11 protein-coding genes are annotated in these 12,895 nt (G+C 34.1%); 1 reads left to right on the top strand and 10 read right to left on the bottom strand.

Translation table 11 applies throughout. The features are described 5' to 3' along the window. Positions 1-80 precede the first annotated feature (80 nt). The 10 genes from C240_RS03960 to C240_RS03915 all read right to left on the bottom strand — a co-directional run bounded on the left by C240_RS03960 (position 81) and on the right by C240_RS03915 (position 11,907). Positions 81-1,142, bottom strand: a complete 1,062-nt coding sequence (locus tag C240_RS03960; RefSeq protein ID WP_271491277.1) for a histidine kinase — start codon at positions 1,140-1,142, stop codon at positions 81-83. After that, positions 1,142-2,233: a DUF4352 domain-containing protein gene (locus C240_RS03955; protein WP_271491274.1), complete on the bottom strand. Its 1,092-nt coding sequence runs from the start codon at positions 2,231-2,233 to the stop codon at positions 1,142-1,144. The genes C240_RS03960 and C240_RS03955 overlap by 1 nt, the downstream gene beginning before the upstream one ends. Positions 2,234-2,554: 321 nt before the next feature. Next, positions 2,555-3,376, bottom strand: coding sequence for a MetQ/NlpA family ABC transporter substrate-binding protein (locus C240_RS03950; RefSeq protein ID WP_271491270.1), 822 nt, complete (start codon positions 3,374-3,376; stop codon positions 2,555-2,557). Positions 3,377-3,392: 16 nt separating this feature from the next. After that, positions 3,393-4,067 carry a methionine ABC transporter permease gene (locus tag C240_RS03945; protein WP_271491267.1) on the bottom strand — a complete coding sequence of 225 codons (675 nt, stop codon included), beginning with the start codon at positions 4,065-4,067 and terminating at the stop codon, positions 3,393-3,395. Further along, the gene (locus C240_RS03940) at positions 4,064-4,795 is read right to left on the bottom strand and encodes a methionine ABC transporter ATP-binding protein (RefSeq protein ID WP_271491264.1); all 732 of its coding nucleotides are present in this window, start codon (positions 4,793-4,795) and stop codon (positions 4,064-4,066) included. Before C240_RS03940 ends, C240_RS03945 begins: the two co-directional genes overlap by 4 nt. A 14-nt stretch (positions 4,796-4,809) precedes the next feature. Beyond that, positions 4,810-5,823 (bottom strand): lipoate--protein ligase, encoded by a 1,014-nt coding sequence (locus C240_RS03935; RefSeq protein ID WP_271491261.1) that lies wholly within the window; start codon positions 5,821-5,823, stop codon positions 4,810-4,812. Between the two features lie 258 nt (positions 5,824-6,081). Continuing rightward, positions 6,082-7,521: a family 1 glycosylhydrolase gene (locus C240_RS03930; RefSeq protein WP_271491258.1), complete on the bottom strand. Its 1,440-nt coding sequence runs from the start codon at positions 7,519-7,521 to the stop codon at positions 6,082-6,084. Between the two features lie 25 nt (positions 7,522-7,546). After that, the gene (locus tag C240_RS03925) at positions 7,547-9,406 is read right to left on the bottom strand and encodes a beta-glucoside-specific PTS transporter subunit IIABC (RefSeq protein WP_271491255.1); all 1,860 of its coding nucleotides are present in this window, start codon (positions 9,404-9,406) and stop codon (positions 7,547-7,549) included. A 4-nt stretch (positions 9,407-9,410) separates the two neighbouring features. Beyond that, positions 9,411-10,259, bottom strand: a complete 849-nt coding sequence (locus tag C240_RS03920) for a PRD domain-containing protein (RefSeq protein ID WP_271491251.1) — start codon at positions 10,257-10,259, stop codon at positions 9,411-9,413. Positions 10,260-10,458: 199 nt separating this feature from the next. Continuing rightward, positions 10,459-11,907, bottom strand: a complete 1,449-nt coding sequence (locus tag C240_RS03915) for a glycoside hydrolase family 1 protein (protein WP_271491248.1) — start codon at positions 11,905-11,907, stop codon at positions 10,459-10,461. 164 nt (positions 11,908-12,071) lie between these two features. Here C240_RS03915 and C240_RS03910 point away from each other — a divergent pair, with 164 nt between their 5' ends. Then, complete coding sequence (locus C240_RS03910) at positions 12,072-12,863, top strand: MurR/RpiR family transcriptional regulator (RefSeq protein WP_271491245.1); 792 nt, start codon at positions 12,072-12,074, stop codon at positions 12,861-12,863. The last annotated feature ends 32 nt before the right edge of the window (positions 12,864-12,895 follow it).

Here is a 12,895-nt window from a genome sequence, read left to right as displayed (position 1 = left end):
AGAAAAAACCAAAGAGGCATTCACCTCTTTGGTTTTTCAATTATACTTGAAATAAATTATCTGATATTCTCATTTAGAGTCTAAATTGCATTTCCAGACGTATTTTCATTCCAAGTAGCTTCATTTCTATGATCTAATTTTACTTGCTGCTTTTTTTTCCAGTTTGCGGGATCTTGGTCGTATGTTTCATAATCAATTTCTGAAACACCCCATTTTTTTGAATTCACATCATACGATAGTGTAACTTTAGCATTTTTACTATCATCTTGAATGGCATCTGATGAATCGGACCACTCTTTTTTTAATTTAACACTAATCATCCGATCAATATAAACATCAAAGTGGACTGTTTGTAAATCACTATCAAGCTTCAAACTTGTAGCATTCATTATAATCGTTTGAAAACTTTGCGAATACGTTTCAATAAATGGTTTTAGTGCAGACATTGTTTCACTCAATTCGTTTTTTGTTTCGTTATCAATAGATGAAAGCGAGGCAAAGTCAAAATTATTACGGATACTTTCATTGTAAGAAAGATAAAAATCAGATACAACGCCAACAAACTGTTTTTGTAAAGACGTGCTTTCTAAAAAGGTTGAGTTGCCCGTTAAAGTTATGTCTCTATCTTTTTTCAGAGAAACCTTTTCTTTTTTAGTAACTGTACCTAACACTGGATTATCAATCTCAAATTCAAATGTATACTGATACGAAATAAGTGGTCCTATTTTATTATCTTTCAGCTGAACTTCTCTATTTTTTTGAAAAGCAGAAATTTGTTCATTGCTGTTTGCAGTTGTTAAGCTGATATAACGTTTCTCTGGTAAAAAGAACGTTTTTGGAACGAGCCCATTCGTTGTAACCATACGAAAATTAGACTTATCTAATAATAATTTATCATCTGTTTTTTCAGATAGCTCATTAAAAAGAAGCTCATATGCTTCTTCAGAGATTTTCGAATCATCTGAATAGGTCGGACAAATTTTCTTTGCCGTAGCAAAATCTTTTTTACTTACTGAGTCTGCAAAACGCTTCGCTACAGCTTCAGGTGAACTATAGCTATTCCTAATATTATTCACTATAACAATTATTACTATAAAACATACAAGTAACGTAGCAACAATGAGTGATCGCCGATTTCTCATTAAGAATATAGATCTCCCATAAATGCTTGTTTTAGATATTTGAATGTATAATTATTACTACCATCTGTGGTATCAATAGTCCATTTATCATCTTTTTTAGTTAGGTGAAGCTCATATCCTTCACCACTTGAGCTATCATTTGTACTAACAGAAGCTGCTTCATATTTTGTAGGTAATTGTTCTAATAAATATTTTTCTGCATCGATTTCAGCTTTTTCGTAATCGGAATATTTATCGCGATTTTGGTCAACAAAGTCATTAATAATCGACTCTGTATCTAAGCTGTCAAAATGAATTGTTTCGGGTTTTACGTAAACAGTTGCTGAATCAGGATAAAATTCTTTAATAGAATACGTAATTTTTGCTTTTTTACCATTTGCTACTTCAAAAGCATCAATTGCTGTCATTAATTCTGCTTCTGAAGGTTTGTAATAGTAGAAGTCTTTCCCTAGTGCTTGCGCAAAAGTTTTGTTAAACGCTGCATGTTCTTCTTCTAAGTTATTACTTAATACTTCAGATTTTTCTTCACTTTTCTTATTTAAGAATACTTCGTTAACAAACTCTTCAGCAAATTTTTCTACGTCAGAAGATTTATCTTCATAATTATTAGCATTCACATCTAACTGAATATCTTCTTTTTTATCGTCTGTATAACTAATTGGTGCGTAGTGAAGCTCATATTTTTTATCTTTATCCACTTTAAAGATTACATAACCATTTGTACTCTTACCACCAGAGATTGATTCAAATTGAAGTTCTTTAAAGTTCGTATCTGTTGTATAAAATCTTTGTTGAGAAATCTTATTATCATCTTCATCATATAGATTTATCTCATCCGAAGATAAACTCAACGTGTCTTTCCCCATGTTTTTGATCTTTACATTTAATGCAAGAAAACCTGTATCTTCAGTTACACTTTCGCCTTCTGGGACAACATATGAGCCATTCTCAATTTCTATAGCTGCAACTTTACTTGAAGCAGAATCTTTCTTTTCCCCATCTTTACCAGTGCTGCCCCCACTGCAAGCACTTAAAACTAAAATAGTACACAAAAAAAATAAACCTAACACTTTTCCAATATTCTTTTTCATCAATATTCTCCTAACAATTTTTTTACTATTTAAATTATACTATATAATCTAGCTTACGAAAAGGATAATTTACATATTATTACTTTTGAAACGCCATCTTGTCAGATCTTAATTAGCTAATTGATGATTTTTATTTTAAAAAAATGTTGCGAAAGCCCCGTACAATGGTAACGTTCCCATCTTTTTAAGTAGATAAATAATTATTTAAAATAAATTCTATATTTGAAATTTCTTTGTTATAAAAAATTATAATTTCGAATAATAAACAGAACCAGCTCTTTTTAGTTTCTCAGAGTTGGTTCTGTTTTAGTTTTTTTTCAATTAAAATGCTGGAGTCAAGGTTTCACTGTATTTTGTTTCTAATAATTCTCGGACTTTATCACTAGTCATTGCTTTTTTTAGTGCTTGAATTTCATCGGAATCTTGATTATCTTCTCTGGCAACCAAACTAATCGCAAAACGATCATCTACTTTCTCTTCCAATAAAATTGCATCTTTCGGTGTTAAGCCAATCTTGGCAATATAAGTTGGATAATTGTAAACCATTGCGATATCTTTTTCATTGTATGCTTCTGCTAAGTTTAATAAATCAACAGAAACCCATTCAAAATTTTTCGGATTTTCAACAATATCTTTGATTGTACCATTGAATCCAACGCCATCTTTTAGCTTAATCAAACCAGCATTATCCAAAATTGCCAATGCACGACCTTCGTTTGAAACATCGCTTGGCAACGCGATTTTAGCACCTTCCGGCAAGTCTTCGATATTTTTATAATCTTTTGAATAAAAACCGACTTTAGCATTATAGATTTTTTGCACAACTACTAAATTACCATCTTTTTCTTCATTAAACTTTTGCATAAAAGGTTCGTGTTGGGCGAAATTCGCATCGATTTCTTTAGCATTAAGTAATTCATTGTATTGAATATTATCATTCACTTGAACTAATTCAACTTTATAACCTGGTTCAATTTCTTTACCAGCCAACTCAACTACTTCAACTGTTGATGGAATATGAGAAGCCACTTTAATAACCTTATCTTCTTTTTTATCTGAATCCGCTGCATTCTTTTGACCACTGCATCCGACAATTGCTAAACCTGCGACAACTAATACACTGAATAATAATTTCTTTTTCATCTAATTCCCCTAACGACTATTTTTTATTTATTTTCCTTGCCAGAAAGCTTCCACTAATTTGAATCAAGCTGACAAATAAAATCATTAATACGATCGCTGTATACATCACAGCGTACTCATAGCGCTGATAACCATAACGTAAAGCAAAATCACCGATCCCGCCACCGCCAATTACACCCATAACGGTGGAATAAGAAACCATACTGATAATAACTGAAGTTAGTGCTAAAACTAAACCGGAACGTGCTTCTACATAGAGAAAACGAAAAATCAACTGTGTTTTGGTACATCCCAAAGATTGCGCCAACTCTAAAATATCATTTGGTACCTCAAGCAATACTTGTTCCGTTAATCTGGCATATAAAGCAATCGCTACAAAACTCAACGGCAAGGCCGCCGCATACGTTCCAAAAGCTGTCCCTAAAACCAAACGGGTAAATGGAATCAATGCTACAACAAATAATAAAAATGGAAATGAGCGTACGATATTAATATAGCCATTCAAAAAAACTCCCAAAAATTGATTCGGTTTCGTTGGCATTTTTTTCGTTAAATAAACAAAAGTTCCTAATGGCAAACCAACAACTATGGCAGCAACTATCGATATTAGGATCATCAGACCGCTCTCGGTCAACGATTTGGTCAGCTCTGGCAAATAATAACTGATTTTATCAATATAAGCTGTCATCATCCTAAACTCTCCCGTACTCGTTCATAGTAAGAACTAAATTGCTGTTGCTGTGGTGCTTTTTGAATAGCCAGTGTTTCTAAAACTTGTCCTTTTTCCAAAATCGCTGCACGGTTGCATAGCTGCTTAATCAAATTAAGTTCATGACTGACAATCACCATTGTTGTACCAAAAGTTTGGTTGATTTTTTTTAGTAATTCCGTAATATCATACGCATTTTGTCCATCTAACGCTGAAGTTGGTTCATCACAAAGTAAAATTTCCGGCTGAGTAATCAAAGCTCTCGCAATTCCTACACGTTGTTTTTCGCCACCACTTAATTGCTTTGGAAAATGTTTCCCCTTATCTGATAGACGAACAAAATCTAAAACCTCTTCAATTTTTTTAGGATCGTAAGTTTTGTTTAAACGTAACGGTAAAGCAATATTTTCACTCACCGATTGATTATAAAGTAGATTAAATTGCTGAAAAATCATACCGATTTTTTTGCGCTTTTGCCTTTTTTCAACCTCACTTAATTGCATTAATTCTGTATCATTAATTGAAATGTGACCTTGACTTGGTTGTTCTAAGGTATTAATCATACGTAATAGCGTTGATTTACCAGAGCCACTTTCACCGATAATACCGAATATTTCGTTTCTTTCAATCTTTAAAGTGACATTCTCTAACGCGGTAATCTCTGTTCCATGATGTTGATAGATTTTTGATACTTGCTCAAATGTAATCATTTATTTCCTCCAACTTAATCGACAAGTAACTGGACAAATTCGGCTTTAGAAACATTGTTGAAATAGTCACCAATTTCTACAGCTGCCAACACAAGTTCAATAGCCTCACGCTCATAGTTTGACCCAATCAGCAAACGCTCAATTTCTTGGGTATCCTTTTGATTAAAATAATCTCCATAAATCGTAATCGCTTCAATTCGACCTTTTTCAACAGAAATATTAGCTTCAATTAATCTACCTTTGAATTTTTCTTCGCGTTTAATGGTAAATTTCGGCTCTTCACCAAATATCCACGTATCATTGCCATAAATTTCTTCAACTAACTGATCGATCGCTTGTTCATCCGTCTCGGTTAGCTGGTATTCAAATGGCTTAATTTCTTCCAACGTTTTTGCGTTAAAAAGTTGTAGTAATAAACGATCTCGAAATGCTTCCGTCGTAATATCTTGATACTCTTTTGAAAGATATGGCTTTAAATTTGTCACGCGGCTTCTAACTGATTTTGTACCTTTAGACGCTAATTTTTTCTCAGATACAGTTAACACATGGCTAACTTCATCTAAATCCACATCCAGCATTAAAGTCCCGTGTGAGTACATTTTTTTATTTTTCGTATACATCGCATTGCCCGAAAATTTTTTCCCATCGATTAATAGATCATTGCGACCACTAATTTCAGCTCCTGTTGCGCCCATTTCGTGTAGAGCATCAATGATCGGCTGCGTAAATAATTTAAACTTGCCAAATGATTCATGGTCCGCGTTTACGACAAAGCTAAAACTAAGGTTGCCTAAATCATCATAAACTGCTCCACCGCCAGATAATCTTCGTGTAACCGTGATTTGATGTTTCCGAGCATAGGCTAAATCCACTTCCGCCCGGACATTCTGGTTACGTCCCACAATCACACATGGTTTCTGAATATAAAATAGAACAACTGGCTCATCAAAAGTCCGCTGATTTAACAAATATTGTTCTGTCGCTAAGTTTCGACGTATATCAAGAGAAGGCATTATGACATAATACATAGTATTCCTCTTTTCTATAAAAGTACTTTCACTTACTATCGGAAAGATTTCTGATTATTCCAATAACACCGTCAGTCTAACAAAACTTCGATTAAAATTACATATATTTGCTCAAAAAAGCGTTAATCTATAAGGGTATTTAATATTTTATATAACAGTTTTTTCTTAAAAACAGATTTTAGTACACAAAAAAAGAACATTATTCCGTAAAATAAAAAAAATGAACCATAACATAGTTACAGTTCAATTTTTTCAAAATCATACGTTTTCATTCGTAAATGACGTTTTTTCCTTAATTATTTCTTGAAACCAGTTAAACGATTTCTTTTTCCTTCTCTCTAATGTTCCCGTTTGATCGTCATTTTTATCAACATAGATAAAACCATAGCGTTTTTTCATTTCACCTGTTGTAGCGCTGACTAAATCAATCGGACCCCACATAAGATAACCGAAACACTCAACATAATCTTCTACAATCGCTTTTTCCATTTGTTCAATATGCTGTTGCAGGTATTCAATCCGATAATCATCTTGAATCTCGCCATTTTCATCTATCTGGTCGATAGCCCCTAAGCCATTTTCAGTAATAATAATTGGTAAAGCGTAACGTCTGTATACATAATTCAGTAAATATCTTAATCCTATTGGATCAATCGCCCAGCCCCATTTACTTTGTTTTAAATAAGGATTTTGGATACCTCCAAATAACGTTTCTTCATTATCATCATCGCCTTCATAATGAGCAACACTGGAAGAATAATAATTCAGTCCAATAAAATCTAGTTTTCCTTGTTGAAAAGCTAATTTATCCGCGTCTGAAACAACTAAATCAATCCCATTCACATGATATTCTTTTAATTTATACTCAGGAAATTTCCCCATACACATTGCATCGATTTGATAAAATTCACGATCCGTTTCTTTCAAAGAATTCATCGCATTTTGTGGATCACAATTCAATGGATAAGCAGGTGTTAGACCAAATACACAGCCTACTTGGTTTGATGAGTCAACTGTGTGCGCCAGGTTTACAGCTTTTACACTCGCTAACGTCATATTATAACTAATTGTTGCTAACGTCTGCTTTTGATTTTCCATCTCTGTATACTTCAATCCAGCGATAATATACGTAAAAATATCAGATGCCTCTGTTTGAGGATCAATATGATTCATTTCATTAAATGTTACCCAATAACGTACTTTGCCTTTCAAGGCTTCAAACATCGTCTGACAATAGTTTAAATAAAAATCAATAACTTTTCTATTTGTCCATGAACCATAAGATTTAACTAAATGAACTGGCATTTCAAAATGATACAATGTAACAATCGGTTCAATACCATTTTTCAACAATTCGTCTACTACTTTTTGATAAAACTGGACCCCTAATTGATTTGGTGTTTCTTCATCACCTTTTGGATAAATTCTTGACCAATCAATCGAAATACGTAAAGCTTTAAAACCCATTTCTGCAAACAATGCGATATCTTCTTTATATCTATGATAAAAATCAATTCCGTCGTGTGAAGGATAATATTTTCCCTTCTCAACAGTTTGGCAAATTTCACGTGGGATTTCATATGTTCCTTGGGTTACTAAATCCATAATTGCGATTCCTTTACCATCTTGATTCCAAGCACCTTCACATTGGTGTGCAGCAATACTACCACCCCATAAAAATAATTCATCTTTCTTCATCCAAATACGCTCCTTATTTTAGATATTATAAAACAACAGTTAGACACTCACTATCCGTCGTTACAGCTTCATGAAAGGTCGGAATAACATCCAAATAATTCATTGTATTGGTCACAACGACAATGACTGTTGGATCGTAGCCTTCTTTTTGAATACTAGCAAAGTCCACCGTTGAGAGTAATTGTCCTTGTTTCACTTGATCCCCTTGTACAACAACCGTCTCAAAATATTTCCCATCCAGCTCAACAGTATCAATGCCAATATGAATCAAGACTTCCACACCCTGATTCGTTCGAATACCAATAGCATGTTTCGTTGGAAAAACAGCAGAAACTTCACCAGAAACTGGTGCAAAAATTTGATTGTTTTCTGGAATAATTCCAAAACCATTCCCTAAAGCTCCTGTAGAAAAAGCTTGATCGTTAATATTTTCCAAAGGGACAAACGTTCCTTCAGCTACTGTTGTTAACGAAACTTTTTTTAATACATTACTTTTTACTGATACGGATTCTTCCCTAGTTTCTTCAGATGCTACCTCTTGATCTTCTTGCGGAATTCCTAAAATATACGCTGCTACCGTTGCAACAATGAAGCCGATTACTACGCTAATAATCATAAACACTAAGTTAGAAAAATCTTGATTATCGGCATAAGAAGGTAATCCCATCAAACCCCAAACAATTGAATAGGTTTTAACATTCATCAATCCTGCAAACAATCCACCGATACCACCACCAATCATTACGGCAATAAAAGGTCTTCTATACTTAATAAAAGCCCCATAAATCGCTGGTTCAGTCACTCCCATTAAGGCACTAAAACTAACCGTTCCAAACAATTGTTTTTGTTTCGCATCTTTTGCTCGTAAAAAATAACCAAGCATTGCTCCTGAAACGGCTAAATCAGAAATCGTTGCTGCTGCTAAGAAAATTGGATCATATCCCATTTTATTTACAAAGTTCAACGCCAGTGGCATCATAAAATTACCCGCACCTAGCATAATCAAAAATGGCTGAAAAGCTGCATACAGCATTACAACAATCCAACTACCAAATGTGTTATGAAGAATTTCAAAGAACCAGCCGATCCCGTCTCCAATCCAAATACCGATTGGACCAAAAATTAATAATGTTACAGGCAAACAAATCACCATGATTAACAGAGGATTTAAAAAATACTGCAAAAACTTAGGGACATATTTCTTTAAAAATACCGTTAATTGTCCCATAAACCATACAGCTAAGATAATCGGAATAAACGAGTTTGCATAAACCATTTGTGGTAACTTTATACCAAAGATACTTAACCCTGATACATCATTAATCGTACTCGAAACCAAGGTTGCTGCCAAGGCTACTGCTAAATACGGACTGGCTTTTAATCGTTTAGCACAAGACATCGCAATAAATATTGGTAAAAAGAAGAAAACAGCGGCACGGATTGAATCTAATAATTGATAGGTGGGACTACCTGCAGAAATTAGTCCTGTAATTGAAAATAATGATAAAAAACCTGCTAATAAACCAGAAGCAATGATCGGTTCAATTACTGGTGTCATCGTTTCAGATAAGAGATCCATGATCGCTTTCAGTGGATTTTTCTTTACTGTCGTTTCATTATCCTCCTCAGTATTAGGCGTTAGTCCCAGCATCTTAACTAATTCAGCATGAACTTCATTAACATGTGTTCCAATAATAACTTGATAAGCAACATTATTAGACACAACATCAATCACACCATCCAGCTTCTTCAGTTCTTCTGTCTGGGCTTTAGAACGATCTTTTAAGGTAAAACGTAAGCGAGTCATACAATGAACAACTGCTTGAATATTATCTTTTCCGCCAACAAGACGAATAATTTCTTCATTAAAAGCTTGATATTTCATTTCTTCATGTCCTTCCTGTTTGACTTCGATTCGTTACTCGATGGATATGAAGCATAAGATATGTTTCTTCATCGATCGTCAGATCACAGGCATATTTTTGTTGAACATAGACTCTGATTTTTTGCACACATTCAAAAGATTCTATATATAATAATTTAATTTGTTCATTTAAAGTTACGTCACTTTCTTCGTAAGTACTTTTAGTAAGTACTCTTTGAATGAAATACTGTAAATGAGTCATTAGCCTCATGTAATTCAATGAACCCTCATCTAATTTGATCTGAAAATGATACTGAATGATCGATAAAATATCTCTTAAACTTTCCATTGAACGAATCGTCTCGTCTAAATTATTTTTATCCTCTTGCAAATTGACAAAATGAAGCGCAATTGATACAGCCTCATCTTCTGGAAATGTCATCTGAAATTGTTCGTTGATTAAATTTAACGCGTACATTCCAATCTCAAAATGCTGCGGATAAAATTTCTTTACTTCCCACGTTAACGGGCTGCGAATAAATTGTCCTTTGGCTGCACGTTTTAACGCAAATTCGATATGATCCAGCAAAGTCAAACTAAGATAATCATTTGATTTTTCACTCAACTTTTCTTCCCCGTAAGCAATGATTTGATTAATTAAAGTAATATGATTCGCGTCAGAATGGGCTAATAAATAACTAAAATGTTCCAGCATATCATTAGAATCCAGCACATAGGTTTTTTCTATTTCGTTTTCATAAATTACTTGCCCAACTTTCTTTTTAAAAGCTAGTCCTTTTGCATAAACAATGACTTCATTCCCTCCTCTACTTACGATTGCTACGTTGTTGTTTAAAATTTGACTTACTTTCACTTTTTCTACTCCTTTCCAGAAAAAAAACTCAAACTACCTAGAAAAGGACTTTCCTAGGTAGTTTGAGTTCTGCCTGCTTTAATCAGTAACATACTCTATAAAATGACTACATCGCCATTAATGTTTTTTTTCTTGTTTTTAGTATAAAGCATCCAAATTAAATATGCAACGCTTTCATGGATATATTTTAGGTACTAGTTTAGTCCAAATCAGCGCCATTAGTTTCAATAACTTTTTTATACCAAGCGAAGGAATCTTTTCTTGAGCGGTCTAAAGTCCCCTTTCCTTCATCATCTAAATCAACGTAGATAAAACCATAACGTTTAGACATTTCACTTGTACTAGCACTCACCAAATCAATACAGCCCCACGGTGTGTATCCCATTAAATCAACACCTTCATCAATCGCTTGTTCCATTTGTTCAATGTGACTTCTTAAATAATCAATCCGATAGCTATCATGAATGCTACCCTCTGCTTCAACCACATCTTTAGCGCCTAAGCCATTTTCCACAATAAACAGCGGAATTTGATAACGGTCATACAACTTATGCAATGTGACACGTAAGCCGACAGGATCAATTTGCCAACCCCAATCACTCGCTTCCAAATAGGGATTTTTCTTAGAGCCCAAAAGATTACCGCCGGTAGTATCTCCGTCTTTTTCATGAGAGGCGATACTGCTCATATAGTAGCTAAAAGACATAAAATCAACAGTTCCTTCACGAAGAATTTCGTCATCTCCTGCTTCTTTTTTGATGGTAATAGCATGATCTCGGAAGAATTTATTCATATAACTTGGGTAGTAACCACGAATTTGTACGTCCGAAAAGAATAAATTCGTATGATCGCTATTAATACTTTCCATCACATCCAATGGATTACAGGTTTCCGGATAAGCTTCCATCCGCGCTAACATACACCCAATTTTTGCATCTGGAATGATTTCGTGACAAGCTTTCACAGCTAAAGCACTAGCAATAAATTGATGATGAGCCGCTTGATACTGTGCTTCCAACATATTTTTTCCTTCATCCGCTAAAATACCGCCGCTTAAATAACCAGTCATACCAATAATATTGATTTCATTAAATGTTAGCCAATATTTAACTTTATCTTTGTAACGATTAAATAATACCCGAGCATAACTTTCAAATGCAGTAATTGTTTCCCGACTTTCCCAGCCATTTTGTTTAAAAGCCAAGCCTAACGGAAACTCATAATGAGAAATTGTCACTAGAGGTTCAATGTTATATTTTAAACATTCGTCAAACACTGCATCATAAAAAGCTAATCCTGCTTCATTCGGTTCCAGTTCATCTCCATTTGGGAAAATACGCGGCCAAGAAATTGATAAACGAAACGTTTTAAAACCCATTTCTGCAAATAGTGCAATATCTTCTTTATATCTATGATAAAAGTCAATCCCATGACGTTTAGGATAAACTCCTTCTTTGTCATTCATCGCAAATTCGACATCTGCTTTCGTTGTCGGTTTTAATAATTCAGTCATGCTGATGCCATTTTCTTTAATAAATCTTGCTGTATCTGCTGTTGACCAGCCTTTCCCGTCTTCTAAAAATGCTCCTTCAAATTGATTGGCAGCTGTTGCTCCGCCCCATAAAAAATTTTGTGGAAATCCACTCATCTTATTTCATCCTCTCGGTATCCATTTTAGTGTATAATTGACTTAACAAACTTATCTTAGCATGAAAAATGGTAAAATCATTTTTTTGTTTTTGGTGTTATTTTCATTATTTCTACTCATTTTCATATTTACGAAAATGGATACTCTAAAGGAGGCATTTGCAGATGATTGACTTGTTCGATTTTCTTCATTATCTGAATACCAACAAGCGAGATGCTACTTATTCCCGGATTATTATTTATTTATTCTCCCATTTAAACGAAGTGCGAACCTTAACAATCACCGAAATCGCTGAACGTTGTTTTGTCTCACCAGCTACTTTGACTCGCTTTTGTCGCCATTTTGGCATTGCCAGTTTTCAGTCACTACGAGAATCTATCGTGTCTTTAGGCACCATGAAAAAGCATAATGGACTCCGCATGAAAGAACAAGAATTAAGTAACCTAAAGGATCATCCCGAAGCATACCTAGAAACTTACGGAACTGAAATCATTAATGCCATTAATGATGTTTTACAAACCATTGATATTAAGCAAGTCGATCAAGTCTTAGCTGATGTCTACCAAGCTAAAGAAGTCGTTATCATTGGGTATAGTTCGACATTAGAATTAGCCAAAGAACTGCAAACCTCGTTTTTTTTAAGTCGAAAGCTCGTTTTTGTTGGTGAAACCGAAGAAACACAACATGCCTTTGTTGATGAATTAACAGCTGAATCAGTGGTTATTGTAATTTCTTCTTACGGCTCTATTCTCACTAGAAGCAGTAACTTGATCCGAAAAGTCACAGATAGTTCAGCCAAATCAATATTAATTACCCAGCATACACAAAATACAGTAACAAATTTATTTGATCTTTCAGTCAATGTGACTAAAACTAACTATGTACGGATCGGGAATTATCCACTATCCTTCTTCTTAGATTATTTTGTACGTCGTTATGCAAGTCTTTATCATTAAGAAAAATATAAACGGAGAAAATTATGGGGGTA

This window comes from Enterococcus sp. 5H, assembly GCF_028128615.1.
Classification (GTDB): Bacteria; Bacillota; Bacilli; order Lactobacillales; family Enterococcaceae; genus Enterococcus_L.
The sequence above is the reverse complement of the archived record's forward strand: the minus strand, read 5'-3'. Positions and strand labels throughout refer to the sequence as shown.

Excerpts from the sequence above, each read along its gene's own strand:
- C240_RS03945 (WP_271491267.1), bottom strand. The coding sequence starts at position 4,067 with ATGATGACAGCTTATATTGATAAAATCAGTTATTATTTGCCAGAGCTG.
- C240_RS03940 (WP_271491264.1), bottom strand. The coding sequence starts at position 4,795 with ATGATTACATTTGAGCAAGTATCAAAAATCTATCAACATCATGGAACA.
- C240_RS03930 (WP_271491258.1), bottom strand. The coding sequence starts at position 7,521 with ATGAAGAAAGATGAATTATTTTTATGGGGTGGTAGTATTGCTGCACAC.
- C240_RS03925 (WP_271491255.1), bottom strand. The coding sequence starts at position 9,406 with ATGAAATATCAAGCTTTTAATGAAGAAATTATTCGTCTTGTTGGCGGA.
- C240_RS03955 (WP_271491274.1), bottom strand. The coding sequence starts at position 2,233 with ATGAAAAAGAATATTGGAAAAGTGTTAGGTTTATTTTTTTTGTGTACT.
- C240_RS03910 (WP_271491245.1), top strand. The coding sequence starts at position 12,072 with ATGATTGACTTGTTCGATTTTCTTCATTATCTGAATACCAACAAGCGA.
- C240_RS03960 (WP_271491277.1), bottom strand. The coding sequence starts at position 1,142 with ATGAGAAATCGGCGATCACTCATTGTTGCTACGTTACTTGTATGTTTT.
- C240_RS03915 (WP_271491248.1), bottom strand. The coding sequence starts at position 11,907 with ATGAGTGGATTTCCACAAAATTTTTTATGGGGCGGAGCAACAGCTGCC.
- C240_RS03950 (WP_271491270.1), bottom strand. The coding sequence starts at position 3,376 with ATGAAAAAGAAATTATTATTCAGTGTATTAGTTGTCGCAGGTTTAGCA.
- C240_RS03935 (WP_271491261.1), bottom strand. The coding sequence starts at position 5,823 with ATGTATTATGTCATAATGCCTTCTCTTGATATACGTCGAAACTTAGCG.